This window comes from Pseudarthrobacter sp. WHRI 8279 (assembly GCF_040224115.2).
GTDB lineage: Bacteria > Actinomycetota > Actinomycetes > Actinomycetales > Micrococcaceae > Arthrobacter.
In genome coordinates this window covers 3,669,050-3,693,616 of the sequence record NZ_CP168162.1, presented here as the reverse complement: position 1 = coordinate 3,693,616, position 24,567 = coordinate 3,669,050, and the positions used below count along the sequence as shown (strand labels likewise).

Below are 24,567 nucleotides of genomic sequence, written 5' to 3'. Positions count from 1 at the left end.
AACTTCTCGAACGCGCCAGGTCAGAAGCTTGTTCGCAGAACCTCATCTTGAAGGTTCGGATCCGCGAACAAGCTTAGGAACAGGCAGCCAGCTACAGGACCGGGAGCACCTCAAGGCCGCCCAGGTACTTCTGCAGCGCCTTGGGCACGTTGACTGAACCGTCCGCGTTCTGGTGGTGCTCCAGCAGCGCCACGATCCAGCGCGTGGTGGCAAGCGTGCCGTTCAGGGTGGCCACAGCGCGGGTGCCCTTGGCTACACCCTCCGGGTTGACCGCGCGTTCGCGGATGTTCAGGCGACGGGCCTGGAATGTGGTGCAGTTGGAGGTGGAGGTGAGCTCGCGGTACGCGCCCTGGGTTGGAATCCACGCCTCGCAGTCGAATTTCCGCGCGGCGGAGGTGCCAAGGTCACCCGCAGCGGTGTCGATCACACGGTAGGGCAGCTCGCATTTGGCAAGCATTTCCTCTTCCCACGCCAGCAGCCGCTGGTGCTCGGCCGCGGCTTCCTCGACCGTCGTGTAGATGAACATTTCCACCTTGTTGAACTGGTGGACCCGGATGATGCCGCGGGTGTCCTTGCCGTGCGAGCCGGCTTCGCGGCGGTAGCAGGAACTCTGGCCCGCGTAGCGGATGGGGCCGGCGGCGAAGTCGAGGATCTCGTCCGCGTGGTACCCGGCCAGCGCAACCTCCGAGGTGCCCACCAGGTAAAGGTCGTCTTCGGCAAGCCGGTAGATCTCGGCGTCGTGGTTTACATCGAAGCCTGTGCCCTGCATGGTTTCCGGGCGCACCAGCGTGGGTGTGATCATGGGGACAAAACCGTTTTCGATGGCCTGGTCCATGGCCATCTGCAGCAGCGCCATCTCCAGCCGGGCGCCGACGCCGCGGAGGAAGTAGAAACGGGCACCGGAAACCTTGGCGCCGCGCTCCATGTCGATGGCGCCGATCAGCTCACCGATTTCCAGGTGGTCCCGGGGCTCAAAGTCGGGGAACTCGCGTGGGGTGCCCACGGTCTTGACCACCACGTAGTCGTCCTCGCCGCCCTCCGGAACGCCGTCCTCGATGACGTTGGGGATGGTGCGCAGCAGCTCTTCCTGCTTGGTCTGCGCGGCATCGGCCTCGGCGGAGGCGGCCTTGACTGCGTTGGCCAGTTCCTTGACCTCGGCCAGCAGGGCCTTCTTCTCGTCGCCCTTCGCCTGCGCCACTTTCTTGCCGAACGCGTTCTGTTCAGCCCGGAGGTTCTCGAAGCGGATCAGCGCCGCCCGGCGGGCGGCATCCGCGGAGATGATCGCGTCCACCACTGACTCGTCCGCGCGGCGGGCACGCTGGCTGGCACGGTATTTATCAGGGTTTTCGCTGAGGTCTTTTACGTCGATCACCACACAAGGGTATCCAATCCCGCGCACGACGGCGGGCGGCAACGGGCGCGCCGGAGCCGGAGTCCTTCCGCCGGGCTACTGTTGAAGCACCATGAGCGACCTGATTCTCTATCTGCTGATTGCGGTGGCGCTTGCCTTTGCCATCTCCAGCTGGTGGGGCGTGCGGCGCCTCAAGGCCCTGCACGTACGGAGTGCGGTGGGCGGGGAGGCGCAGGACTCAGGGCTTACCCGCCAGCGCGTCGCAGTGATTTTGAATCCCATCAAGGTGCGCTCGGAAGAAGCTAAACGCCTCATCCAGCGCGGCTGCCTGGCGGCAGGCTGGGAGGACCCCGTCTTTTTCGAAACGACGGCGGAGGACCCCGGCTATTCCCAGGTAGAGGCTGCGCTTGCGTACAAGCCCGACGTCGTCCTGGTGGGCGGCGGGGACGGGACAGTGCGGGTGGTGGCCGAGGCCCTCGTGCACACCAACGTGGCCATGGGGCTCATCCCGCTGGGTACCGGCAACCTCCTGGCACGGAACGTGGACCTGGACCTCAACGACCTCCACGCCAACGTCAACACCGCACTGTTCGGCCGGCAGCGGTACATTGACACAGCCCGGATGGGCATCGAAAACTCCCGCGCCGGAAGCTCCTCAGAGCACGTGTTCCTGGTGATAGCCGGCATCGGCATGGACGCCGAGATCCTCGCCGACACCAACGCCGGCTTGAAGAAAGCGGTGGGTTGGCTGGCATATACCGAGGCCGGCATGCGGCATCTGCCCGGACGGCGTAAGAAGGTCTCGATCTCCCTGGATGGGAGCCCGGAGCAGGTCCGCAACATTCGCAGCGTTTTGTTCGCGAACTGCGGACTGATCCCGGGCGGCATCGATTTCATTCCGCAGGCCATGATTGACGACGGCATGCTGGACGTGGTGGTGATGAGTCCGCGCAGTGCCCTTGGCTGGCTGCTGATGTACGTCAAGATCATGTTCAAGCACAGCGGGAAACTGCCCGTTATGACCGTCTACCGGTCCGGCAGGGTGGTCATCAAATGCCCGGAACCCATGGCCATCCAGTTGGACGGCGACACGGCCGGAGAAGCTACCAGGCTCACCGTCCAGGTGGAGCCCCGGTCCCTGTTGATCCGGGTGAAGGCGCAGGATTAGGGGCTATTCGCTCCTGCGCTTCTTCTCCTCGGCGGCCTTTGCCGCGGCATGGGCCTCGGACTGCTCACGGATCATGGCTTGCTCTTCTTCAAAGCGCAGGCGGTCAGCACGGTCGGCGTCATCCCCGTCCCAGTCCTGGTTGTCGGCAGTGGGCCGGGGGTTGACGATCATCCCCTGGCCGTCGTTTTCGGTGCCGCTGGCAGTCATGACGCGCTCCCTTCGTTAGGGGCCATCCCCCGTGTGGATCAAGTAAGCATACGCATTGTCCACAACCCGCGGAAGTACTTCGAACGGCATTCACCTACGCTTTGGGCGAAGCGGGGGAACCGCTTTCGGCGGTTTCATCAGCGGCCCTGAAAATCTCCGCAACCCACGCTCGTGCTGCCTGGAAGGCCTGGTCAGCAGTGTGCGGTTCCACCGGCGCCGCCTGCATGTCGGCCCGGGGATATGACCCCAGGAATCGGGTCGCAGGACTGATGCGGTGGAGCCCAGCAAGGGCATCGGCCATCCGTTCGTCGCCCACATGCCCGTCGGCGTCGATGCTAAAGAAATAATGGCCCAGATACTGTCCGGTGGGCCGGGACTCAATCCGGCTGAGGTTCACTCCGCGGCTGGCAAACTGGTCCAGGATTTCCATCAGGGCACCGGGCCGGTCTTCGGGGAGCGGGACCACCAGCGTGGTTTTGTCCGCCCCCGTGCGTGCAGGCAGGACACCCGGGCGGCTGACCAGGATAAAGCGGGTGACGGCCTCCGGATTGTCCCCGATATCCTCAGCCAGCACCGAGAGTCCGGGCTGGTCCCGGGCTACCAGCGGAGCGCAGATGGCGGCGTCATAATGGCAGCCCTCCTCCAGGAGCCCCATGGCTGAAGCAGCCGTGGATGAGCCGGGCACGTATTCGGCCAACGGAATGTTCGCGTCCATCCACAGGCGGCACTGGGCCCAGGCATGGCCGTGGGTTGATACCCGCTGCACATCGGCCAGGCGGATTCCGGGGCGGGCAACCAGCACGAAGCTGATGGGCACCAGGACCTCGCGGATGATCCGCAGTTCGTCGCCGCCGGCGATCGCGTCCAGGGTGGCGGAGACGCCGCCTTCAACAGAGTTTTCGATGGGGACCATCGCGGCATGGACTGAGCCGTCACGCACCTTGTCCAGTGCCGCGTTGACGTTCGACGCCGGAACCCGGGTGGACTGCGCGGCGTCCGGCACCTGAAGGAGGGCTGCCTCGGTGAAGGTACCCTCTGGCCCGAGGAAGGCATAGACGGGTGAGGAGACAGACATAAACATTCCTTCTGAGGTATGAGCGCGGGCAGGCGCACCGGGGGCAGAGACGGCGGCAGCAGCGGAAGCCCGGTCCGGACGTGAACGGAGGCGTACCGGGCGGCGGGCCCGGCCTACAGCACCATCAGCTACATGACCATCGGCTTCAGGCCGTTATCGGAGACGAGCGGCTTGCCGGCCTCCAGCCACATGTCCATGCCGCCGGAAACGTTGATGGCGGTATAGCCCTGGCCGGTGAGCCACTGGGCGACGCGGAATGAGCGCCCGCCGGTGCGGCAGATGACGTAGACGTCCTCGTCCGGATCGAGTTCCTCCAGCCGCGCCGGAAGCTGGTCCATGGGAATGTGGAGTGCGCCATCTGCATGGCCGGCCACCCATTCATAGTCCTCACGGACGTCAAGAATGACGGCGTCATTAGGGATGTCGCCGACGGGGACGTTGTCGAAATCGCTCATGGAGGGTCCTGCTTTCGCGGATCGGTGTCGGTTTAAAGCCTAGTGCTTTGGGCCCCATCCGGCGTCGGGCTCCATCACGTTAAGCTTCTGAGTGACCCTAGGAGGATCCGTTGTTCGCTGAGCAGCAGGCCCGTGCCCTTACAGAAGGCCGCAAGTTACTGTCCGATCAGTGCCCTGGCGTGGATGCGTGGGGCCTTGCCTGAACTTCACGAGCTGTCGGCCGTCGCCCTTCGGGATCTTCTGCGCCATGGCCATGTATCAGCAGCGGAAGCTGCGGCGCATTTCCTTGCCAGGATTGAACAGCAGAACACCCTGCTGGGCGCCTTTGTGACCGTGACGGCTGAACAGGCGATGGCAGACGCCCGCGCTGCGGACTCGGCACGGGCCCGTCTGCCGGCCGGGGAACTGCCGATGCTGCACGGCATGCCCCTGGCTTTCAAGGACCTAACGGATGTGGCCGGCGTGGTGACCACACACGGCAGCGCGGCGCTGGATCACAAGCCGGCGCCCAGCGACGCCCCTTTAGTGGCCCTGCTCAAGGAAGCGGGCGCAATCGCGCTGGGCAAAACCCAGGTTCCCGAATTCGGACTGACTGCCTACAGCGAAAACAGGATCGCGCCGCCGTCGCGCAATCCCCACGCCCTGAGCAGGAGCTCAGGCGGGTCCTCCGGCGGCAGCGCTGCTGCCGTGGCCGCGGGGCTGCTCCCATTCGCACCGGGCACCGACGGCGGCGGCTCCGTCCGGATCCCCGCTGCCGCCTGCGGACTGGTAGGGCTCAAGCCGGGCCGCGGTGTGGTCCCTGCCGGGGAGAGCGCTGGTGATCCTGCCCGCCTGGTGGTGGCCGGCCCCCTCGCCAGGAATTCCCTTGATGCGGCGCTCATGATGGATGCCCTGGCGGGACCCGGCGCGCGACCTGCGACCGATTCTGACGCTTCCGGCAGGCCGGACGGCGGCTACCTTGCAGCGGTCAGCCAAGAGCCGCCAAAGCTGCGGATCGGCATCAGCCTGGACAGCCCGTGGTCCGGCACTTTTCCGTTTGTGCCCGAGCAGGATGCGCTGGACGCCCTTCGGGTCGGCGGGGAGCTGCTGGAGCATGCCGGACATGCCCTCAGCGACGCTTCCATCCGATACGACAACCGGTATCCTGACGCGTTCACTACCGCGTGGACCGCCGCAGTAGGAGCGGCCAGGATCAGCCCCCACCGCGAAGCGCTGCTGGCGCCCCTGACCCGGACCTTCAGACGCCGGGCCCAGCAGCGGAGCCCTGCGAAACTCGCTGAGTCCGTGGCGTTCCTGCGGCAGTTCCAGCACGACACCATGGTGCAGTACGCGCAGTGGGACCTGATGCTCATGCCCTCCCTTGCCCAGACACCGCGCCCGGTGGGCTGGTTCACCGGTGCCATGCACGGCACCGACCTTTGGCCCGCTGCGCAGTGGCCGGGCGATGCCGACGGCGACTACCGAAAACAGTGCGAATTCGCGCCCTGGTCTTCCATGGTCAACGTGTGCGGCCTGCCAGCCATTACGCTGCCCGTGCATTGGACCGGCGGGACGCCAGGACAGGGACTGCCGATGGGAGTACAGCTCGTGGGGCCCATGGGATCAGAGACCCTCCTGCTCCAGGTGGCCCGCCAACTGGATTTTTGAACTGGCCGCCCGCGGCGCCACTGTTGACCTCCTCCTAACGCCGGCTTAATGCACCCGTAACCCGTGCGGAGCAGACTTGTGGCAGTGCCACAGGCCGCGGTACCTTCCGCCGGCCACTGCTCGACGAGGAGTCGCCGTATGAAAGCTGAAAATCCCGTCACTACTGCCAGCGACGCGCGACCTCAACCGGATGGAGCCAGGCCTGACCTCAGCAACGCCAATATCAGGGAGGACCTGGCCGGGCAGGGCCGCTGCGCCCTGGTCCATCTCCCCAGCGGACGGACCTGCCTCCTGCCGCTCCGGCACCACGGACCGTGCGAGTTCCACCGGCCGCAGGAAGCCGACGACGTTGCCGCCGGCAGGTGACCGGCGCCGGACGAGTGAGGGCCACTGGCGCGTGACGGGCCGGCGGCCGCGCAGGAGTGCGGCAGCGCTGCAAACAGCGCCACAAACAGCGCCACGGCTATAGGCGAAAGTGTCGACTCCGCCGCCGATCGGGAGGACGATTAAAGGGCAGTCACGATGAGGAGGTTTGTGATGTGCTATTCATCCAGCAAGGACTTCGGGTGGGGCAGGAAAGACATTGAGCGCCAACCTGAGGCAAAGCACGAAACCCCGGTGGAAACCCCGGAGAAGCCGGTGAAGGCGCAGGACTTCACGTTCTGGGCATTCCCCGGCTGGCGGAAGACCCGGACGCCCGGCGCCCCTTCAGCTGAACGAAGCAGGGAAAAGGTCTAAGGCCGCGTCACGGTCCGCGGAGGGGTCTTCATTGAAGGCCCCTCCGCTGTTTCCGGCACCGTAGGAACCGGAAAAGCGCCTGAGGTGGGCTGGAGCAGGAGCGCCCCGCATTGTGCCCTGGTAAACGCTCCCACTATGGTGTAACCATAAGCATGCTTATCATTGACGCGTGACGAAGGGAACCAGCATGAGTACCGGAAACTACCCACCCGCCGGACAGCCGGAGCAGGGACCCGGAAACCATGCCGGCGGCCCCTCGGCACCGTCCCGCACACCCTTCCCGGCGGATTACACTCCGGATTCCACTGCAGACACCTCCGCCGACCTGGCACAGTCCCGCCCGGACGCATCCCTGCCGGCAGGCACGGGCACTCCCGCGCCACAACCTTCAGCTGGGGATCAGCCCGGCGTGACCCGCACGGGAGTGGTGTGGGCGGCAGTGGTGGCGGCCCTGGTGCTGCTGATCCTGCTGATCATCTTTATCCTGCAAAACCAGGACCAGGTGGCCGTGCGGTACTTCGGCCTTGAAGGCCTTGTACCGCTGGGCATGGCGTTGTTTATTGCCAGCGTGACCGGAGGGGTCCTGGTTGCCGTGGCCGGGGGCGCCCGCATCCTCCAGCTCCGCAGGAACGCCCACCGCGCACGGCTCCGCCAGCGGAAGTAGCGCCCACCCGCCGCAAGCGGGCCGGTTACCCCGCGCCGAGGTTTCGGTATTTCGCGGACCGCGCGGCAACGAGCTCCGGCACGGGCAGGCCGGCGATCGACGCCAGCTCGTATTCGATGGCCTGAGCCATCCGCCGGCAGAACTCGCGGGGTTCAAGGGACGCGTCGTCCCGCTCATCCACGATGTGGTCCACCAGCCCGTGGGCGTATAGGGAAGCCACGTTCACCCCCTGTGTCTGGGCCATCGCGGGAGCATGCTGCACGGTGCGGTGCACAATGGCGCTGGCCCCCTCGGGAGGCAACGGGGAGAGCCAGCTGTGCTGCGCCGCGATGGTCCTGTCCGCGGGCAGCAGCGCCAGCGCCCCTCCCCCGGACCCCTGGCCCAGCAGCACCGAGACCGACGGGGCCGCCAGGCCGATGAGTTCGTGCAGTGACCTCGCAATCTCTCCTGCCAGCCCGCCTTCTTCCGCCTCCGGCGAGAGCGCCGCGCCCGCAGTGTCGATGACCGTGAGCAGCGGCAGCCGCAGTTCCTCCGCAAGTTTCATGCCGCGCCGGGCTTCGCGGAGGGAACCGGGACCCATGCCGGCGGCGTCCTTGCGCAGTGGGCGGGCGTGCCCCAGGACGATGCAGGACTGCCCGCCGAAGCGTGCCAGGGCAAGCAGCAGCCCGGGGTCCTTCTCCCCCTGGCCTGTGCCGTTAAGTGGCAGGGCGTCTACGGCACCGTACTTCAGGAGTTGCCTCAGGTCGGGCCGCCGGGGATGGCGGGAGATGCCGATGGAGGCCCAGGCGTCCGCGGCGGCGGGCCTCACCGTGAGCGTCGCGGGCGGGGCAGGTACGGGTCCCGCCGTTGCGCACAGGATATCCAGTGCCCGGGCCACGAGGTCGGCAAGCTGGCCTGGCTCCACCACGCCGTCGATCAGCCCTTTGTTGAACAGGTTCTCCGCTGTTTGCACGTCGCCGGGGAATGCCTCACCGTGCAGCGCTTCGTAGACCCTGGGGCCCAGGAATCCCAGCAATGCCCCGGGCTCGGCGACGTTGATGTGGCCCAGGGACCCCCAGGACGCCATAACGCCGCCAGTGGTGGGATGCCGCAGGTACACCAGGTAGGGAAGCCCGGCCTGGCGGTGCGCCCGCACTGCCCCGGTGATTTTTACCATGGACAGGAAGGCCAGCGTTCCTTCCTGCATGCGCGTGCCTCCGGAGGCCGGGCCGGCAAGCAGCGGCAGCCCCTCGGCGGTGGCGCGTTCGACGGCGGCGACGATCCGCTGCGCCGCCGCGTGGCCGATAGACCCGGCCAGGAAGGAAAATTCGCTGACGATCACCGCCACCCTGCGGCCCCTGATGAGCCCCGCCCCCGTGATGACGGACTCGTCAGTGCCGCTCCGCTCCCGGGCCTTTGACAGGTCGCGGCAGTACTCCGCAGACACCTCGGGTTCCTGTGCCGGCGCATCCCAGGAGACGAAGGAGCCCTGGTCCACCACGTTGTCCAGCAATTCAGCCGCACTCAGGTGCCGCACCTTTTCCGTCGTCGGCATGCTATTTCGCCCCGGCCGCAACAGCGGCTGCCGTGCCCAGCCAGTGGCGGATGTCCTGGCCGTCCTCGTCCAGCAGCGGCGGCGCGTCGTGCTGGGTCAGCGTGGTTTCCGCGGCGTCCCCGGGGGCGAAGAACCTCAGCGGCGGGCCGGGCAGGCTGACCTTGCCGAGCAGCGGATGGTCCACGTCCACCACGAGGCCCTGGGATGCCACCTGCTCCCATGCATACACCTCGTCAAGCGAGCGCACCTTGCCTGCCGGGATCCCGGCGTCGTTCAGTTTCTGCAGCAGCTCCGCTGCGTCGTAGTCCGCAAAGACGCGTTCGACGGCGGCAATCACCCCGGCGCGGTTCCGCACCCTTTCAGCGTTGCTGGCAAAGCCCGCCGCCGCCGGGTCCAGGCCGAAGGCGGCCGCGAAGGAGGTCCAGAGCCGTTCGCTGCCGACGCTGATCTGCACGCTCCCGCCCCGGCAGGCGAACAGTCCGTAGGGCGCGATGGACGGATGGTGGTTGCCCTGGGCCTGCGGAACTTCGCCCGCAACGGTGGTGCGGGTCCCCTGGAAGGCATGCACCCCGATCAGTGAGGCCAGCAAGGAGGTGCGCACAACCTGCCCGCGGCCCGTCCGGCCCCGCTCAACCAGGGCCGCCAGCACGCCGGAGGCGCCGTTCATCCCGGCAAGCAGGTCCGCGATGGGCACGCCGACACGCTGGGGATCCGTGGGCCCGGAGCCGGTGAGGGACATTAGCCCGGCCTCGCCTTGGAGGATCTGGTCGTAGCCGCTGCGCTGGGACTCGGGACCGTCGTGCCCGAATCCGGTGATGGAGAGGATCACCAGCCGGGGGTTGATCCCGTGCATGGCGGCGGTGGAGAAGCCCAGCCGGTCCATGACGCCGGGGCGGAAATTCTCGATCACCACGTCCGCACGTTCCAGCAGACGCCGCAGCACAGCCTGCCCGTCCCCGCTCTTCAGGTCCAGGCTGATGGATTCCTTGTTGCGGTTGCAGGACATGAAGTAGGTGGACTGGAGATCATCCTCCGGGCCGACGAACGGCGGGCCCCAGCCGCGGGTGTCGTCGCCGGTGCCCGGGTTTTCCACCTTGATGACGCGTGCCCCCAGGTCGGCCAGCATCATGGCGGCATGCGGCCCGGCCAGGGCCCGGCTCAGGTCAACCACGAGGTGGCCGGAGAGGGGGCCTTGCGTGCTATCGGTTCTGCTCATGCGCTGGTTCCTTGTCTCATGAGAGGGAATGTTCTGGTTTTGATGCCGGCTAGAGCCACCCGGCAACCACCAGCGCGAGCCAGGCCAGGACCGGTCCGGCCACGATGACCACGCCGCTGTAGCCCAGGATCTGCTTGTAGAACCGGTCCTTGTCCACGCTTTCGGGAGCATTGGCCAGGACCAGTGCGCCGTTGGTGGAGAACGGCGAAACGTCCACGATCGTGGAGGCCACGGCCAAGGCGCAGATCACGCCGACAGCGCCGATTTCGCCGGTGGAAAGGAACGGGACGGCCAGCGGGATGAGGGCTGCGAGGATGGCGGTGGAGGAGGCAAAGGCGGACACCACGGCCCCGATGTAGCAGATCAGCAGCGCCGCCAGCAGCGGCATCCCCAACCCGGCCACGCCGTTGGAGACGAATTCGATGGTTCCGGCTTCCTCCAGCACCCCGACGAACGTCAGCATGCCGCAAATGAGCAGCACGGTGGACCAGCTGATCTTGTTGATGGCACCCTTCTGGGCTGCCGGCGAGACCAGGGCCAGCACGATCGCGATGGTGATGGAGACAAATCCGACGTCCACCTTGAAACCGAGGGCGATGACGGCCAGCGCAATGAGGCCGGCGATGGTGACCATTTGCGGAATGCGCTCGGAGCGCTCCCTGGTTGCGGCCACGCCGTCGCCAGCCGGATCCCGGGGGCCGTACATGCCGGAGCCGAAGCCCTTGAAGGGAACGTCGGAGGCGGCCTTGGCACCGACGCTCACTGCCATCCGTGCCTCCGCGGCCTGCTCCACGAAGTGGCTCACCCGCGAGGACAGCAGCTTCCGTCCGCCAAGGACAACAAAGAGGACCAGGGCGATGATGAGGTTGAACACGAGGCTGGACAGGAACAGCGCGGTGGGGCTGAAGTCCAGGTCCGTCTTGGCCAGGATGCCGTTCACCGTGACGCCGTAGACGGCGATGGGAGAGAACCCGCCGGCCTGCGCACCGTGGATCACCATCATGCCCATCAGGAGGGGGTTGATTTTGTACTTGCCCGCGAAGCTGAGCGCGATGGGGGCAATGATGGCGACGGCGGCGGGAGACAGTGCGCCCACTGCGGTAATGACGGCGGTGACGGCGAACATGACCCAGGGAATCAGCGCGACGCGGCTTCCAACCATCCTGACCGCCCCGCGGACAAGCAGGTCGATGGTGCCGTTGTTCTGGGCGATGGCGAAGAGGTACGTGACGCCAACGATGGTCAGGAACAGCCCGCCGGGAAAGTTGGCCAGGATGTCATTGGTGGTCATGCCCAGCACTACGGTGCCCAGGAGGAAGGCGCCAACGAAGGCCAGCGCGCCCATGTTCAGGGGCAGGACGGTGGCGAGCAAAAACATCGCCGCCAGGATGATGATCGATAAAACAGGAGCGGACATCGTTGGTCCTCCATTGGGGAACGAAAAGTGTGACGTGAGTAACTGGCTCACTGGACTAGCCTCCTAGACACCAGGTCAATCTGTCAATAGCAGTGGCTGTAGTCTGGAAGCACCGACGACGTAGCGAGGGCTTTGTGGAGAAGGCATCACGGCTGGGACTTGAACGCGTTACCCGCCCCCGGCTGTATGAACAGCTGGTGGAGCAGATCCTGTCCTACATCGAATCTGCGCAACTGAAGCCCGGCGACCTGCTGCCGGCAGAACGAGACCTCGCGGAGCGTTTGGGTGTTTCCCGAGCCACCCTGGCCCAGGCCCTGGTGGCCCTCGAAGTGCTCGGCGTCATTGACGTCCAGCACGGGACCGGGGCGGTCCTGGCGCGGAGGCCCAGTGTCGCCTCCGTGATCAAAGGCCTCCGCGAGCACCGCAGCAGGCTGCCTGAGATCGTCGAGGCGCGCAGCACCCTGGAGGGGAAGCTTGCCGCCCTCGCCGCGGCACGCCGTACTGATGAGGACCTCGCTGCCATTGACAACGCCCTCGACGTCATGGGCAGGGAGATCAAGGACGGCGAGCGCGGCGCCCACGGCGATGAGCTCTTCCACGAGGCCATCACTGCTGCGGCCCACTCCTCCGTGCTTGCGCAGCTGATGGCTTTTATCGCGGAAATGATCCTGGAAACGCGGATGGAATCCCTGGGCCAGCCCGGCCGGCCCGAGCAGTCGCTCGCCTCGCACCGGAAGATCGCTGAGGCCATCCGGAACCAGGACGCTGCGGGAGCAGCGGAAGCCATGCTTGCCCACATTGAGCTGGTCTCGGACGTGGAGCTGCTCCGCTAGCAGCATCCGGCCACAGTGTCCGCAGGGTCAAACACAGGCGGCCGCCGCATGGCTGTGTGCGAACGCAAGCCGCGACCGTGGCCAAAAACTTGTTGACCCGGCCTTCCGGCGATCCTAAAATCTGGACATCGCATGAGCCTGCCCGCCGGTTCCCGCAGGCCCTTCTTCCGTCGAGGCGCCCCGGCGCCTCTCACTTCCCCTCATAGGCAAGGGCTCAGACCCGTAACGGAAGCACTGATGATGTCCACCGTCCATCACACCAACAGGGAACTGGAAGTACAGCAGACGCTCCGCGAACTGCGCACGCGGCTGTCCGGCACCCTCATCGAGCCGCATGATCCGTTGTACGAAGAAGCCCGCACGGTATGGAACGGCATGGTCGATCTCCGGCCACGCGCCGTCGTGCGTGCCGGGGCGACCGCCGACATCGACGCCGTACTGGACGCCGTCCGGCGCAGCGGGCTGGCGCTGGCAGTCCGTGGCGGCGGGCACAACGTCGCCGGGCACGGCAGTGTTGAAGGCGGACTGGTACTGGATCTGGGACCGCTGAAACGCGTCGATGTGGACGCCGGGAGCAGGCTGGTGACCGTGGAGCCCGGAGCCACCCTTGCCGACGTCGACCGTGCCACTGCCGCCCACAACCTTGCCGTCCCGCTGGGCGTGATCAGCGGAACTGGCGTGGCGGGACTTACCCTTGGCGGCGGCGTGGGGTGGCTGACCCGCTCCGACGGCCTGACCCTGGACAATCTTGAAGCTGTGGACGTTGTCACCGCCACCGGAGAGCACCTGCACGCCAGCGCGCAGGAGAACCCGGAATTGTTCTGGGGGCTGCGCGGCGGTGGCGGAAATTTCGGCGTGGTCTCCTCCTTCACCTTCCGTGCCCGCCCACTGCCGCCGGAGCCACTGGGCGGAAACCTGTTCTACCGCAGGGAGCACTGGCGCAGCGCCCTTTTGGCTTTTGCCGAGTGGGCCCGGGACCTGCCGGAGGAAATGAACCCCATAGTTTCGTTCCTGGTTTTTCCGGCGGAGTTCGGGATGGGCGGCGATCCATGGATGGTCATCGGATTCGCGTGGGTGGCGGAGGACCAGCAGGCCGGCCTCGCCCTGGCAGACCGGCTCCGTGCCGCTGCCCCGCCTGACGAGGAGGAGGTGGGCCCTGCCCCGTGGACCACCTGGCAGAGCGCCATGGACAGCGCCTTTCCCAAAGGCTCGCGCGGCTACTGGAAGAACGTCTCCTTTTCCCGCCTCGACGAGGATTCGGCGGATGTGCTGCTCGGTTTCGCATCCGAGCTGGCGTGGGAGGGCACGGGCATCGATATCCACCACATGGGAGGGAAGTTCGGGCAGGTGCCGGAGGACGCGACGGCGTTCCCCAACCGGTCTGCCCGGTACTGGCTCAATGTCTACGGCTTCTGGCGCGACCCTTCAGAGGACGAGCGGCTGACCGCGTTTGCCCGGAAAGCCTACGCACTCATGCAGCCGTTCGCGGAGCACGGCGAGTACGTCAATTTCCTCGGCGCCGAGGTGGGGCTGAAGGGCGTGGACGCCGCGCGAAGAGCGTACGGTCCGGAAAAGTTCGAGCGCCTGGTGGCACTCAAAAACCGCTACGATCCCCAGAATGTCTTCCGCCTCAACCACAACATCCCGCCAACGCAGGCGCCCGGATAACGGATGGGCGCCGGCGCTGATGGGGCGGGCGCCGGCGGTGAATGCACGACGCCGGCACGTCCGCGGGCGCGGGCCGCCGTGTTGCGTTGCGCCTGGCACAGCGCTCACGCAGGGTTAGCGTCAGGTGCCGCCTAGAACGTGTACGTTGGACCGCTGCTGGACCCGGCAATCGCCAGGCCGATGATGGCCAGCAGCCAGAACGCGCCGTAGCCCAGGAGGCACAGGTAGCCCAGGACCAGCCCCGCGATGGACATGCCCCTGCCGGCGGGTTCGCGCTTGAGCGCCAGATGGCCGGTGATGATTGCTGCAATCTGCGGGAGCAGGAGCCAGCCCATGATCACCGAGGCGATGCCGCACACCATGCTGGCGATACTCAGCGTTTTCGATTCCGGCTGCATGCCGTAGTACCCCTGCTGGGGGTACGGGCCCGCGGGCTGGCCGTAGGGAGCGGGGTGCTGGCTGAACGGGCCCGGCGGCTGGCCGTAGGCTCCGCCATACTGGCCGGGTTCCCCGTACGTGCCCTGCCCGGACCCGCTTTGCCCGTAGCTGTCCTGCCGCAAGCTGTCCTGTCCAGAGCTGTTCTGCCCAAAGCGGTCCTGCGCGTAGCCGCCTTGCCCGTACTGCGGCGGGGACGGCTGGCTGCCGTACGGCGGCGCGAACCGGGGCGGCTCGAGGCCGGACGGTGCATTGGACTCAGGTTGGCCGGATTCAGGCCGCTGGCCGGGCTGGTCAGACATGGTTCCCCCTACGGATTTTGGTTCCAGCCTACCCCCGCCCCAGGGGCGGATCTATTGGCCCCAGTAGGGCAACACGTACATGGCAAAGATGACGAACGCCGCAAGCAGGGCCAGCTGTCCGGCACCGGCGGTACCGGGGCGGCGGGCTTTTGAACCCGGCCGGCGTCCCGCTGGGGTGTGGCCTTCCCCGGCCCGGACTGCCGAAGAGCCGCGCCGGGCCACCGGACGCGCTGGTGGACCCGGCCTCAGAGCCGGGGCTGCGGCATTCGCGGGTGGCGCCGACGGCGGAACCACCGTGCCCGGGCGGACGTGCCGGAACGCCATGATGCCCGGTTCCTGTTCATGCGTCAGCTCCTGGCCCAGCTGCGCATACAGTCCCGCCACCGCCTGCTGGTCCAGCACCTGGGGCAACGCCTCGATGGCGCCAACCACACGCTGCGTTCCGGCCACGGCCACGTCGGAGCCGGTCACCCCAAACAGGTCCGGCTGGGCGGCCATGCAGATCAGCGGACGGACCAGCCTCCGGTACGGCGGCGAAACCACGGAGGACACCGCAGCACATTGGGCCAGGGCGCCCTCCACAGCCTGCGTCCTTGCGTACCGCCCCTGCCAGAGCACCCCGGACAACACCCGGACTTCGCCCGTCCAGTTCTTGCAGTCCACCACCACAACTCCGCCCGGCCCCACGAGCACGTGGTCCAGGTTGGCTTTCGGGCGGCCGGGCCAGTGCACGTCATGGAGCACGTACCAGCCGCGCGGCACCAGCTCACCCAGCTTGTCCGCGACCACCTTCCCGCTTACGGCATCCGCGTCCCAGGGCTTTGTCGAAACCTCCGCTTCGTCAAGCCGGCGCTTGAGCCTGGCCACCCTTTCGGCGGCCAGCCTGGACTGCTCGGCTTTCCCGTCTCCTGCCCCCATGGCCGCCCCTGCTTCCCTGCCGGAAGGACGACGGCGGAGGGCCGCCGTCGTGCCTTGCTTACGGATGATTTCCCCGACTTTCTCGAAAGTAACAGGGCGTGCAGCAGGCGGTATATAAGTACTTTGGTGGGGCCGGTACTCAGGTTCACTACTCGTTTGATGACGATCTTCCGTCACAGGCCGGACACAGTGGCCGGATTCCGGACGGATCGTTTTGACTCAGGTCCCTGTCTGGCATGCTGGTGGCATGGCTAGCCGCGCGGGCACAGTTGCCCAACCCCAGGACCTTGTTGACATCACTGCGCTTCTTGACGCGTATTACGACATCACGCCCGATCTGGGTGATCCCGGCCAGCGCGTGGCGTTCGGTACCTCCGGACACCGCGGCTCCAGCCTGAAGGCATCCTTTAATGAGCAGCACATCGTTGCCATCACGCAGGCCATCGTGGAGTACCGGGCCGGGCAGGGCATCACCGGGCCGCTGTTCCTGGCCAAGGACACGCACGCCCTCAGCGAGCCGGCGCAGAACTCCGCGCTGGAGGTCCTGGCAGCCAACGGCGTCCAGGTCCTCGTGGACGCCCGCCACGGCTACACCCCCACCCCGGCGCTCAGCCACGCAATCCTGACGTATAACCGCAAGGCCGCCGCCGGCGCCCCGCAGGCAGACGGCATCGTGGTGACGCCGAGCCACAACCCGCCGGCAGACGGCGGCTTCAAGTACAACCCCCCGCACGGTGGGCCCGCCGATTCCGATGCCACGGGCTGGATCGCCAACCGCGCCAACGAGCTTCTCGAGAACGGCCTGCGCGGGGTTAAGCGGATTCCGCTTGCTGATGCCCAGTCTGCCGACAGCACCGGCAAGTTCGACTTCCTCAGCAGCTATGTGGACGACCTCCCCTCCGTCCTGAACCTGGATGCCATCCGCGACGCCGGGGTGCGCATCGGCGCGGACCCCATGGGCGGCGCGTCCGTGGATTACTGGGGCGAGATCGGCGAGCGCCACCACCTGAACCTCACCGTGGTGAACCCCACCGTGGATCCCCAGTGGGCCTTCATGACCCTGGACTGGGACGAGAAGATCCGGATGGACTGCTCCTCCCCGGCGGCCATGGCCTCCCTGATCAAGCGCATGTCTGCTGGTGCGGACGGCTCGGCCGCATTCGACGTCGCCACCGGCAATGACGCCGACGCCGACAGGCACGGCATTGTTACACCTGACGGCGGGCTGATGAACCCGAACCACTACCTCGCCGTGGCCATCGACTACCTCTACCGCAACCGCAGCGGCTGGAACCCGGCCTCCGTGGTGGGCAAGACCTTGGTGTCATCCTCCATCATCGACCGCGTGGCCGAGAGCCTGGGCCGCAAGCTGGTTGAGGTTCCGGTGGGCTTCAAGTGGTTCGTGCCGGGCCTGCTTTCCGGCGAGGGTGCCTTCGGCGGCGAGGAATCGGCCGGCGCATCCTTCAATAAGCTGGACGGCAGCGTCTGGACCACGGACAAGGACGGCATCCTGCTGGCCCTGCTCGCTTCGGAAATCACTGCCGTCACCGGCAAGTCCCCGTCCCAGCTCTACAAGGGCCTGACAGACCAGTTCGGCGCCCCCGTCTACGCGCGCATTGATGCAGCAGCCACGCGGGAGCAGAAGTCGGCACTCGGCAAGCTGTCGCCGTCGGACGTCACTGCGACGAGCCTGGCCGGGGAACCCATCCTGGCCAAACTGACGGAGGCTCCGGGCAACGGCGCATCGATTGGGGGGCTCAAGGTGGTCACCGAGAATGCGTGGTTCGCCGCCCGCCCGTCCGGCACCGAGGACGTCTACAAGATCTACGCCGAGTCCTTCAAGGGCGAGGAGCACCTCAAGCAGGTCCAGGCGGAAGCCAAGGCCCTGGTGGACAGCGTTATCGCCTAGCTGCCCCGGTTTTCCGGCAGGGCCCACAGCCGCAGGATGCGCCGGACGGTATGGTCACCGTCCGGCGCCATGTCCACCAGCGCAATCCGGTCAAGCACCAGGGTTTCGCCCGCGCGCAGGCGGCGGCCGTGCTGGTGGGAGATGTGCGGCCGGTAGCCGGACCTGGTGTGGGCCGGCGTGAGGATCCTGCCGCCGGAGCTTTCAACCGCCGTGGCCAGCTGCTCGTGCAGCGCCTGCAGGTCCGGCTGCGGCGGGACAAGGCTGACGGGCACGGAGCCGTTCCGGCCGAAACCCGCGTCCTCCCCCACCTGGAGGTTCGCGCCCAGGGCCGCTGCCGCGTGGGGGCCTGCCAGGACGGCCAGGCGGACGGCGGCGTCGGCACTGTCGGCAGTCCCGACGTCGAACCTCACAAGCGTGATGTGCAGCGGCCAGTCCGTGCGCAGGAAAACGGAGCCTTCAGCCACCGGCTCCACGAACACCACGAAGATGAGGTTCCGCATCGGCATGGCACCAGTCTCCCACTCCCCCTACCGGGCCGGCACAACCCAACGCTCTCGCACTTGATGCGCCTTACACGCCAACGCTCCCTCACCGGGTGAAGGAGCGTTGGCAGAAAGAGCACATTAAGTGAGAGAGCGTCCTAGACGGTGCGGACAACATCCTCGTAGGCGAACTTGGGCTTGGCTTCGCCCCATGCGTCCTCGGCCGGCTGGCCGATGTTGACCACCAGGAAGCTCTTCTGGCCGCCGTCGGGGAAGAACGCCTCGTCAATGGCACCGAAGTCGGCTCCCGTCATGGGGCCTGCGGCGAACCCGAGGGAACGGACGGCCAGGATGAAGTAGCCGGCCTGCAGGTGCGCGTTGTTGTTGCCCGTGGCGGCGGCGAGTTCCGGGTTGGCGTCGTACATGGCCTTGGGGGCGTTGTAGCCGGGGAGGAAGGCGTCCCACCGGCCGGCCCAGTCCGTGTCGTAGCTGAGGATGGCCACCAGCGGGGCGGAGGCCGTCTTGGCGCGGTTGCCGGCCATGAGGGCGTCCACCAGCTTGGCACGCGCTTCGTCCGAACGGACATAGGTCACGCGCAGCGGCTGTGAGTTGAAAGCGGTGGGGCCGAACTTGGTGAGCTCGTAGATGGCCTGTGCCTGCTCGTCGGTCACCTCTCCGGTGAAGGAGTTGGCGGTGCGGGCCTGCGCGAAAATAGCGTCGACGGCGGCCGGATCGATAACCGCTTCTTCGTGGGCAATGGTCATTGGCTTACCTTTCGCTGTGCCTCCCCGTCCGTATGGGGCTGGCCTCGTTGCTTTCCAATGGTTGCAACTTCAACCAGCCGTGTCCTCTTCCCGTGACGGCCCGTGACATCAGACACAGCAGTCCGGCGCGAGTTCACGGGCGGTATTCTTATCCCAGTTAATCTCCGCCCCTCGCGGCACCCCTCGAAAGCCCCCGAAAGGCCTCCGCCCATGAGCATGCTCGGAATCAAATGGAAGCTGCACGGCACAGGCAAGTCCATCAAGCCGGGGCATGTGGTGGCCCCGGACGAGCGGCTGGCCTGGCCGCTGACCATCGGCGTGGGTATGCAGCACGTGGTGGCCATGTTCGGCGCCACCTTCCTGGTGCCCATCATCACCGGCATGCCGCCAGCCACCACGCTGTTCTTCTCCGGCATCGGAACGCTCCTGTTCCTGGTGATCACCAGGGGCCGGGTTCCCAGCTACCTGGGCTCAAGCTTCGCGTTCATCGCGCCCATCATGGCATCCCAGCAGCAGTTCGGCGTGCCCGGAGCCCTGGGTGGCGTGGTCATGGCGGGCGCCGCCCTGGCCCTGGTGGGGGCCATCGTCCAGAAGTTCGGCGCAGGCTGGATCAACCGCCTGATGCCGCCTATCGTCACCGGCGCCATCGTGGCGCTGATCGGGCTCAACCTTGCGCCTGCGGCAAAGCAGAATTTCGACGCCGCTCCCGTCACCGCCGTGGTTACGCTGGCCACCATCATCCTGGTGAGCGTGCTGTTCCGGGGGATTCTGGGCCGCCTCAGCATCCTGGTGGGCGTGGTGGTGGGCTACCTTGTGGCGATGCTTCGCGGTGAGGTGAGCTACGACAAGATGGAGGCCGCGGCCTGGGTGGGCCTGCCTCAGTTCCAGACTCCCGAGTTCCATGTTGGCGTCCTGGGCTTGTTCGTGCCTGTAGTGCTGGTCCTGGTGGCGGAGAACATCGGCCACGTGAAGTCCGTGGCCGCAATGACCGGCCAGAACCTCGACGGCGTCTCCGGACGTGCGCTGATGGCTGACGGCGCGGCCACCGTGCTGGCCGGCTTCGGCGGCGGTTCCGGCACCACCACGTACGCCGAGAACATCGGCGTCATGGCTGCCACAAAGGTCTATTCGACGGCGGCCTACTGGGTGGCAGGCGTCTTCGCCATCCTCCTGAGCTTCTCCCCCAAGTTCGGCGAGCTCATCGCCACCGTCCCGCCCGGAGTGCTGGGCGGCGCGGCCACCATGCTGTACGGCATGATCGGGATCCTCGGCGTGAAGATCTGGGTGCAGAACAAGGTGAACTTCTCGAACCCCGTGAACCTGACCACCGCCGCGGTGGCGCTGATCGTCGGCATTGCGGACTACACCTGGACCATCGGTGACCTGAAGTTCACCGGCATCGCCCTGGGGTCAGCCGCCGCCCTGGTGATCTACCACGGCATGAAGGCCATCGCGAAGGCCCGGGGCACGGTAGCCGAGCCCGAAACTGAGCACGCGGGACTGCCTTCGGAGGCCAAGGCGGCCGCGAAACGCTCACCGAAAAAGCGCTAGGCCTCGTTCAGGGACAGGGGCTCGGCGGGCAGGGCCGCCGGATGAATGACCGGTAGATGCCCATGGCCAAAGACGGGCCCGGGACGGGGACGTTTGGGAACCAGCGGGGCCCCCGTGGGGTGCCTGACCTGGCGGATCGCCCAGGGAACAAGGTACTCGCGGGCCCAGGCAAGGTCTCCAACCCGGGCTTCCTTCCAGTTTCGCGGCGGAAGCGCCTTGGGCTGCAGCGGCTCAAGGCTGTGGCTGACGGCCAGGGCCTGCAGTACCCCCAAAGCTATGGTGTGGTGGCCCAGCGGCGAAAAATGAAGGCGGTCAGGATCCCACATGCCGGGTCGGGTGAGGTCGCGCAGGCACCAGAGGTCAACCATGACGGCGCCATGCCGGGCTGCCACCATGTGCAGGTTTTCGTTGAGGATGGCCACCTTGCCGCGTATCTGGCCGAAAACCGGTGTGGTGCCCCAATCCGGGCCGGCGAAAAGAACCACTGTGGCTCCGGAGCGGGTGAGCTGCTCCACGCCGGCGTCGATCTTCTCGGCCAACTTGTCCGGATCGCTGCGCCGGAACACGATGTCGTTGCCGCCGGCGGAGAGCGTCACCAGGTCAGGCATCGCCGCCAGCGCCGGGCCCACCTGCTGATCGAGGATCTCCTGCAGCCGCAAGCCCCGGATCGCCAGGTTGGCGTAGGCGAAATCAGGCTGCCGCGCGCTGAGCTCCTCTGCCACGCGGTCAGCCCAGCCCCGCAGCCCGCCCTGGTTCAAGGGCTCGGGATCCCCCACCCCTTCGGTGAAGGAATCGCCGAGTGCCACAAAGCGGTGCCATGGGTGCTGCCCCGGGCCAACCGGCTGGCCGGGCCGTTGCTCCTGCATCGGCGTTGTCATGCCGTCCTCCCTTCCTCCGTGTGCGACGGGTCCTTGGCGCGACGGGCTTTACGCCGCCGGGGCCGCACCTCCTGGTCCAGCTCGGCGGGAGGCAACAGGCGGAAGTCCGCGACGCCGTCGGGCGGTCCCTGCCTCAGTCCGGCAGGCTCCCTGCCCGGCTGGGGTCCGGGCCCCTCCCTCCCGGCACCCGGCACCACTACGTTCAGGGCGGCATCGCGCAGGTCGAGTTCGTGGTGCAGCGCCTGCGTCTGCAGGAACCGAAGCGCCCCCTCGCGGCTAAGGCCGTACTCATCCATGAGGCTGCGCACCGCCAGGTCCACCAGGACAAGGGAGCTTTGCACGACGGCGATCCCCGCCGTCGCTTCAGCGCGCTCCGCGACCCGCACTACAACACGCAGGGCCCTGGCCACCTGCTGTGCATAGGTCCGGCTCCGCAGGAGGTCGTCGCTGCTGAAGGCGTGCGGAAAGGCGGCATAAAGGTTGATCGCAGCGCTCGTTCCGCCCTCGGATGCGATGGGCACGGACAGGAGGGACTGCACGCCGTGTCCGGCGGCGGCGCTGGCGTACCCGGGCCAGCGGCGGTCGCGGCTGACGTCGGACAGCAGCACGAATTCGCTGGTTCGGAGCGCCTCCATGACCGGGCCGTCAGCAAAGGAGCATTGTTCCCGGTCCGCTTCACGGGCGGTCTCGGTGCCGGCAGCAACGGTGTGCGCCTGGCCCAGGCGGAAGATGGTGGCAGCCCAGCTGATGCCGCGCTGGCTCCCCTTGATATCGGCCATGAAGTCGCGCGTGACGTCCCAGAGATAGGTCTCAACGTCCTTGCTGTCGAACACCTGTTCCGGGGGTACTGGAAGGGGTCCCCAGCCGAGCTGACCTGTGGGTTCCGCGGCCATAATCAACGCCTTGGTTGAAGCGCTCCGGCCTACTGCAAAACCTCTTTCTAAGAATACGTCCCCCGCGCGTTTCAAGGGAGGGGGAGGTACGGATCAGCCGGCCGGCTCCTGGCTCAGCACGACGTCGCGCGCCTCCACATCCCGGTCCGTCACCGTGGTGGGCGACTCAAGGTGGACGGCCCCAGAGGGCAGGATGCCGGCACCCCCATACAACTCCATCACCTTCCACTGGGCCACGACGTCTTCGCCGGCGTGGTCCGGCGGCAGGCTGTCCCAGAAGGCGAAGCCCCCGGCGGCCGTAAGTGCGTCGCGGCGGTACATCGCACAACCGCCCAGCCAGGCCACCCGGTATGGAACCCACTGGCCGGGCTGCAGGGACAGGTCGGCGCTGATATGGCTGAGGTTTGCGGCGCTGTGCAGGGGCCACCGCTCAAAACCGGGAGCGCCGGGCCGGATCCGCTCAGCCGTAACCGGGCCCTCCCAGGCCTCGAAGGCTGCGGTCTGCTCCGGCCTCCTGTCCTCAAGATAGGACAGGCCCTGGGGCGCCATCCCCACGAAACCGCACTCCAGCTCGTCAAGGGCACAGCTGAGCCGGTGGAGCGCCCCGGGTTCCAGCCACACGTCGTCGTCGAGGAAAAGGCATTTCTCCGCGCTGGACTGCTCCAGCAGGAACTGGCGGTGTTCAGCCAAGCCACGCCTCGGCAGGTGGCGGAGGCGGGTGACGGGCCGGCCCTGGGCTTCGAGCACCCTCACCATGGCCGCGGCAGCAGGATGTTCCCAGCCGGGGCTGCCGGCTGACTGGTCACTGATGACGACGGCGAAGGACGGCTCGGCCTGCGCGGCAAGACCCGCGAGGGTGACGGCAAGTTCAGCCGGGCGGTGGCAGGTAGGCAACAGGACATCCACGTCCACGCTGTCCGGCAGCTCCACGCGCTGCGCCCATTGTTCCGACGATCTCCTGGCCACGGCCCACCTCCTGGCGCCTGCATGAGGGCATTGATTGCGAATGGGGTTCGCCGTGACCCTTACCCACCTCACGCCGGTCTATGCCCGGCACGCCGAAGGCCTCCGCCCCAGGTTCCGGGGAACCAGGGCGGAGGCCTCCAGGGAAGTGATGCCATGCCGTCAGACGGCGTCGGCCGGCCGGTCAGCCGGCGTCGAAGCTCTCGTCGTCGTCGTTCGGTGACTTCTCTTTGGGGAGGTCGTTGCCGCTGCCGTCCGGAATTCCGGCCGCTTCCTGTCCGGGTTCGGATGAGACCGGAGCGGAACCCTGGGAGTCGTCGTTGGACTCGTCGATTTCGGCGGCGCTGGAGGGAAGGTCCACGTCGCGCGGCACGGGATTCCCGCCGCTGCCGGACTGCGGCTCGTTGGTGTTCACGCTGCCCGTTCCGCCGCCCGCAGCGCCCTGGCCTTCACCCAGTTCCTGCTCCGCGGTGGGCGTGCCGTAGCCGCCGGGGTCCGTCTCGGGCTGTGCGTGCTGGTTTTCCTGCGTCATCATTTCCTCCTGTTGTCCGTTGGGATGGAACTTCTTGCTGCCGGCCGCTTCCTGCCTAGAGGCCCTTGCCGCCGGTTACCGGCAGAACGGCCCCGGAAATGTAGGAGCCGTCCTCGGAGGCCAGCAGCACGTAGGCGGCGGCGAGTTCGGCCGGCTGGCCGGCCCGCTCCAGGGGCGTGTCCTGGCCGAACTTGGGGAGCTTTTCCGGCCACTCAGTCGCCGGGATCAGCGGCGTCCAGATAGGCCCGGGGGCCACGGCGTTGACCCGGATGCCCTTGGGACCCAATTCTTGGGCCAGCGCTTTGGTGAACGCCACCTGGGCAGCCTTGGTCATGGCGTAGTCGATCAGCCCCGGGGACGGATTGAAAGCCTGGATCGATGCAGTGGTGATGATCGAGGCGCCCGGCTTGAGGAGCGGCACCGCGGCCCTCGCCGTCCAGAGCAGTGAGTAGAGGTTCGTCTTGAAGACCCGGTCGAATTCCTCCGTGGGCAGGGACTCAAGGCTCTCGCGGTTCTTCTGGTAGGCCGCGTTCAGGACCACAACGTCCAGCCGCCCGAATCCGGCTGCCGTTTCCTCGGCGATGCGGGTGCTGAAGGCCTCTTCGCGGCCGTCCCCCGCGAACAGGAGGACGCGCTGGCCCGCCTTGCGGATCCAGTCCGCGGTGTCCTGGGCGTCCTCTTCCTCTTCCGGAAGATAGGAGATGGCCACGTCTGCGCCCTCACGCGCGAACGCAATGGCGACGGCCTTGCCGATCCCGGAATCGCCGCCCGTAATGAGCGCCGCCTTGCCCTGCAGTTTGCCGTGGCCCTCGTAGCTCAGTTCCCCGTGGTCCGGCTTCGGTTCCATGGGCGCCGTGAGCCCGGGCTGCTTCTGCTCCTGCTCCGGAAACGGGCCCGCGTGGTAGCCGCCCCGGGGATCCTTGGGCTGGTCCACCTGCTTGTCTGTGTCGCTCATAGTCCGCCTGCT

25 protein-coding genes are annotated in these 24,567 nt (G+C 67.0%); 9 read left to right on the top strand and 16 right to left on the bottom strand.

The genetic code is table 11. The features are described 5' to 3' along the window. Nucleotides 1-91: 91 nt before the first annotated feature. Nucleotides 92-1,372, bottom strand: a complete 1,281-nt coding sequence (serS, locus tag ABRP28_RS16955; RefSeq protein WP_350001364.1) for a serine--tRNA ligase — start codon at nt 1,370-1,372, stop codon at nt 92-94. A 91-nt stretch (nt 1,373-1,463) separates the two neighbouring features. Here serS and ABRP28_RS16950 point away from each other — a divergent pair, with 91 nt between their 5' ends. Further along, entirely contained in the window at nt 1,464-2,519 is a 1,056-nt protein-coding gene (locus tag ABRP28_RS16950) for a diacylglycerol kinase family protein (protein ID WP_350001365.1), read from the top strand. Nucleotides 2,520-2,522: 3 nt separating this feature from the next. Here ABRP28_RS16950 and ABRP28_RS16945 read toward each other — a convergent pair whose 3' ends face one another. The 3 genes from ABRP28_RS16945 to ABRP28_RS16935 form a co-directional block, all read right to left on the bottom strand. Further along, the gene (locus ABRP28_RS16945) at nt 2,523-2,726 is read right to left on the bottom strand and encodes a hypothetical protein (protein ID WP_350001367.1); all 204 of its coding nucleotides are present in this window, start codon (nt 2,724-2,726) and stop codon (nt 2,523-2,525) included. 94 nt (nt 2,727-2,820) lie between these two features. Further along, on the bottom strand, nt 2,821-3,801 hold the full coding sequence (pheA, locus tag ABRP28_RS16940) for a prephenate dehydratase (protein WP_350001369.1): 981 nt from the start codon (nt 3,799-3,801) through the stop codon (nt 2,821-2,823). Between the two features lie 128 nt (nt 3,802-3,929). Continuing rightward, nucleotides 3,930-4,256: a rhodanese-like domain-containing protein gene (locus ABRP28_RS16935; protein WP_350001370.1), complete on the bottom strand. Its 327-nt coding sequence runs from the start codon at nt 4,254-4,256 to the stop codon at nt 3,930-3,932. Between the two features lie 195 nt (nt 4,257-4,451). Here ABRP28_RS16935 and ABRP28_RS16930 point away from each other — a divergent pair, with 195 nt between their 5' ends. The 4 genes from ABRP28_RS16930 to ABRP28_RS16915 all read left to right on the top strand — a co-directional run bounded on the left by ABRP28_RS16930 (nt 4,452) and on the right by ABRP28_RS16915 (nt 7,305). After that, nucleotides 4,452-5,903, top strand: a complete 1,452-nt coding sequence (locus ABRP28_RS16930) for an amidase (protein WP_350001372.1) — start codon at nt 4,452-4,454, stop codon at nt 5,901-5,903. A 138-nt stretch (nt 5,904-6,041) separates the two neighbouring features. After that, a complete protein-coding gene (locus ABRP28_RS16925) occupies nt 6,042-6,269 on the top strand; it encodes a hypothetical protein (protein ID WP_350001374.1) in 228 nt (75 codons plus the stop codon). Nucleotides 6,270-6,440: 171 nt separating this feature from the next. Further along, complete coding sequence (locus ABRP28_RS16920; RefSeq protein ID WP_350001376.1) at nt 6,441-6,641, top strand: hypothetical protein; 201 nt, start codon at nt 6,441-6,443, stop codon at nt 6,639-6,641. A gap of 187 nt (nt 6,642-6,828) precedes the next feature. Then, nucleotides 6,829-7,305, top strand: a complete 477-nt coding sequence (locus ABRP28_RS16915; RefSeq protein WP_350001378.1) for a lipopolysaccharide assembly protein LapA domain-containing protein — start codon at nt 6,829-6,831, stop codon at nt 7,303-7,305. A 25-nt stretch (nt 7,306-7,330) separates the two neighbouring features. Here the strand turns inward: ABRP28_RS16915 and ABRP28_RS16910 are convergent, their stop codons facing one another. Genes ABRP28_RS16910 through ABRP28_RS16900 form a run of 3 tightly spaced genes read right to left on the bottom strand, consistent with a single transcriptional unit; the run spans nt 7,331 to nt 11,472 of the window. After that, the gene (locus ABRP28_RS16910) at nt 7,331-8,839 is read right to left on the bottom strand and encodes a carboxyl transferase domain-containing protein (protein ID WP_350001380.1); all 1,509 of its coding nucleotides are present in this window, start codon (nt 8,837-8,839) and stop codon (nt 7,331-7,333) included. A 1-nt stretch (nt 8,840) separates the two neighbouring features. Next, nucleotides 8,841-10,055, bottom strand: coding sequence for a CoA transferase (locus ABRP28_RS16905; protein ID WP_350001382.1), 1,215 nt, complete (start codon nt 10,053-10,055; stop codon nt 8,841-8,843). A 49-nt stretch (nt 10,056-10,104) separates the two neighbouring features. After that, nucleotides 10,105-11,472 (bottom strand): SLC13 family permease, encoded by a 1,368-nt coding sequence (locus tag ABRP28_RS16900; protein ID WP_350001384.1) that lies wholly within the window; start codon nt 11,470-11,472, stop codon nt 10,105-10,107. A 134-nt stretch (nt 11,473-11,606) separates the two neighbouring features. Between ABRP28_RS16900 and ABRP28_RS16895 the strand changes: the two genes are divergently transcribed. Together ABRP28_RS16895 and ABRP28_RS16890 are read left to right on the top strand one after the other, a co-directional pair. Continuing rightward, nucleotides 11,607-12,305: an FCD domain-containing protein gene (locus tag ABRP28_RS16895; protein WP_350001387.1), complete on the top strand. Its 699-nt coding sequence runs from the start codon at nt 11,607-11,609 to the stop codon at nt 12,303-12,305. 240 nt (nt 12,306-12,545) lie between these two features. After that, a complete protein-coding gene (locus ABRP28_RS16890; protein WP_350001594.1) occupies nt 12,546-13,973 on the top strand; it encodes an FAD-binding oxidoreductase in 1,428 nt (475 codons plus the stop codon). Nucleotides 13,974-14,104: 131 nt separating this feature from the next. Here ABRP28_RS16890 and ABRP28_RS16885 read toward each other — a convergent pair whose 3' ends face one another. Together ABRP28_RS16885 and ABRP28_RS16880 are read right to left on the bottom strand one after the other, a co-directional pair. Next, on the bottom strand, nt 14,105-14,710 hold the full coding sequence (locus ABRP28_RS16885; protein ID WP_350001389.1) for a DUF4190 domain-containing protein: 606 nt from the start codon (nt 14,708-14,710) through the stop codon (nt 14,105-14,107). Between the two features lie 51 nt (nt 14,711-14,761). Then, nucleotides 14,762-15,628 carry an NERD domain-containing protein gene (locus ABRP28_RS16880; RefSeq protein WP_350001391.1) on the bottom strand — a complete coding sequence of 289 codons (867 nt, stop codon included), beginning with the start codon at nt 15,626-15,628 and terminating at the stop codon, nt 14,762-14,764. 247 nt (nt 15,629-15,875) lie between these two features. Here ABRP28_RS16880 and pgm point away from each other — a divergent pair, with 247 nt between their 5' ends. Then, nucleotides 15,876-17,537, top strand: a complete 1,662-nt coding sequence (gene pgm / locus ABRP28_RS16875) for a phosphoglucomutase (alpha-D-glucose-1,6-bisphosphate-dependent) (protein WP_350001393.1) — start codon at nt 15,876-15,878, stop codon at nt 17,535-17,537. Here the strand turns inward: pgm and ABRP28_RS16870 are convergent. Then, on the bottom strand, nt 17,534-18,043 hold the full coding sequence (locus ABRP28_RS16870) for a 2'-5' RNA ligase family protein (RefSeq protein ID WP_374152878.1): 510 nt from the start codon (nt 18,041-18,043) through the stop codon (nt 17,534-17,536). The two genes, pgm and ABRP28_RS16870, sit on opposite strands and share 4 nt — an antisense overlap. Nucleotides 18,044-18,177: 134 nt before the next feature. Further along, nucleotides 18,178-18,783, bottom strand: coding sequence for a malonic semialdehyde reductase (locus tag ABRP28_RS16865; protein WP_350001395.1), 606 nt, complete (start codon nt 18,781-18,783; stop codon nt 18,178-18,180). Between the two features lie 210 nt (nt 18,784-18,993). Between ABRP28_RS16865 and ABRP28_RS16860 the strand changes: the two genes are divergently transcribed. Continuing rightward, nucleotides 18,994-20,334 carry a solute carrier family 23 protein gene (locus ABRP28_RS16860; protein WP_350001396.1) on the top strand — a complete coding sequence of 447 codons (1,341 nt, stop codon included), beginning with the start codon at nt 18,994-18,996 and terminating at the stop codon, nt 20,332-20,334. Here ABRP28_RS16860 and ABRP28_RS16855 read toward each other — a convergent pair. From ABRP28_RS16855 to ABRP28_RS16835, 5 genes are all read right to left on the bottom strand, one after another. Further along, entirely contained in the window at nt 20,331-21,212 is an 882-nt protein-coding gene (locus tag ABRP28_RS16855) for an SGNH/GDSL hydrolase family protein (RefSeq protein ID WP_350001397.1), read from the bottom strand. The two genes, ABRP28_RS16860 and ABRP28_RS16855, sit on opposite strands and share 4 nt — an antisense overlap. After that, nucleotides 21,209-22,105 (bottom strand): GAF and ANTAR domain-containing protein, encoded by an 897-nt coding sequence (locus ABRP28_RS16850; protein ID WP_350001399.1) that lies wholly within the window; start codon nt 22,103-22,105, stop codon nt 21,209-21,211. Before ABRP28_RS16850 ends, ABRP28_RS16855 begins: the two co-directional genes overlap by 4 nt. A 93-nt stretch (nt 22,106-22,198) precedes the next feature. Then, nucleotides 22,199-23,071: a glycosyltransferase family A protein gene (locus ABRP28_RS16845; protein ID WP_350001400.1), complete on the bottom strand. Its 873-nt coding sequence runs from the start codon at nt 23,069-23,071 to the stop codon at nt 22,199-22,201. A 181-nt stretch (nt 23,072-23,252) separates the two neighbouring features. Further along, nucleotides 23,253-23,600: a hypothetical protein gene (locus ABRP28_RS16840; RefSeq protein WP_350001402.1), complete on the bottom strand. Its 348-nt coding sequence runs from the start codon at nt 23,598-23,600 to the stop codon at nt 23,253-23,255. A gap of 55 nt (nt 23,601-23,655) precedes the next feature. Further along, nucleotides 23,656-24,555 carry an SDR family oxidoreductase gene (locus ABRP28_RS16835; RefSeq protein ID WP_350001404.1) on the bottom strand — a complete coding sequence of 300 codons (900 nt, stop codon included), beginning with the start codon at nt 24,553-24,555 and terminating at the stop codon, nt 23,656-23,658. Nucleotides 24,556-24,567 lie beyond the last annotated feature (12 nt).

Bases quoted from the DNA above. Each gene is read 5' to 3' on its own strand.
- ABRP28_RS16870 (WP_374152878.1), bottom strand. From the start codon at position 18,043: ATGCCGATGCGGAACCTCATCTTCGTGGTGTTCGTGGAGCCGGTGGCT.
- ABRP28_RS16910 (WP_350001380.1), bottom strand. From the start codon at position 8,839: ATGCCGACGACGGAAAAGGTGCGGCACCTGAGTGCGGCTGAATTGCTG.
- ABRP28_RS16850 (WP_350001399.1), bottom strand. From the start codon at position 22,105: ATGGCCGCGGAACCCACAGGTCAGCTCGGCTGGGGACCCCTTCCAGTA.
- ABRP28_RS16890 (WP_350001594.1), top strand. From the start codon at position 12,546: ATGTCCACCGTCCATCACACCAACAGGGAACTGGAAGTACAGCAGACG.
- ABRP28_RS16855 (WP_350001397.1), bottom strand. From the start codon at position 21,212: ATGACAACGCCGATGCAGGAGCAACGGCCCGGCCAGCCGGTTGGCCCG.
- pgm (WP_350001393.1), top strand. From the start codon at position 15,876: ATGGCTAGCCGCGCGGGCACAGTTGCCCAACCCCAGGACCTTGTTGAC.
- ABRP28_RS16920 (WP_350001376.1), top strand. From the start codon at position 6,441: ATGTGCTATTCATCCAGCAAGGACTTCGGGTGGGGCAGGAAAGACATT.
- ABRP28_RS16925 (WP_350001374.1), top strand. From the start codon at position 6,042: ATGAAAGCTGAAAATCCCGTCACTACTGCCAGCGACGCGCGACCTCAA.
- ABRP28_RS16865 (WP_350001395.1), bottom strand. From the start codon at position 18,783: ATGACCATTGCCCACGAAGAAGCGGTTATCGATCCGGCCGCCGTCGAC.
- ABRP28_RS16885 (WP_350001389.1), bottom strand. From the start codon at position 14,710: ATGTCTGACCAGCCCGGCCAGCGGCCTGAATCCGGCCAACCTGAGTCC.
- ABRP28_RS16860 (WP_350001396.1), top strand. From the start codon at position 18,994: ATGAGCATGCTCGGAATCAAATGGAAGCTGCACGGCACAGGCAAGTCC.
- ABRP28_RS16905 (WP_350001382.1), bottom strand. From the start codon at position 10,055: ATGAGCAGAACCGATAGCACGCAAGGCCCCCTCTCCGGCCACCTCGTG.
- ABRP28_RS16880 (WP_350001391.1), bottom strand. From the start codon at position 15,628: ATGGGGGCAGGAGACGGGAAAGCCGAGCAGTCCAGGCTGGCCGCCGAA.
- ABRP28_RS16945 (WP_350001367.1), bottom strand. From the start codon at position 2,726: ATGACTGCCAGCGGCACCGAAAACGACGGCCAGGGGATGATCGTCAAC.
- ABRP28_RS16950 (WP_350001365.1), top strand. From the start codon at position 1,464: ATGAGCGACCTGATTCTCTATCTGCTGATTGCGGTGGCGCTTGCCTTT.
- ABRP28_RS16935 (WP_350001370.1), bottom strand. From the start codon at position 4,256: ATGAGCGATTTCGACAACGTCCCCGTCGGCGACATCCCTAATGACGCC.
- ABRP28_RS16835 (WP_350001404.1), bottom strand. From the start codon at position 24,555: ATGAGCGACACAGACAAGCAGGTGGACCAGCCCAAGGATCCCCGGGGC.
- ABRP28_RS16840 (WP_350001402.1), bottom strand. From the start codon at position 23,600: ATGACGCAGGAAAACCAGCACGCACAGCCCGAGACGGACCCCGGCGGC.
- ABRP28_RS16900 (WP_350001384.1), bottom strand. From the start codon at position 11,472: ATGTCCGCTCCTGTTTTATCGATCATCATCCTGGCGGCGATGTTTTTG.
- ABRP28_RS16915 (WP_350001378.1), top strand. From the start codon at position 6,829: ATGAGTACCGGAAACTACCCACCCGCCGGACAGCCGGAGCAGGGACCC.
- pheA (WP_350001369.1), bottom strand. From the start codon at position 3,801: ATGTCTGTCTCCTCACCCGTCTATGCCTTCCTCGGGCCAGAGGGTACC.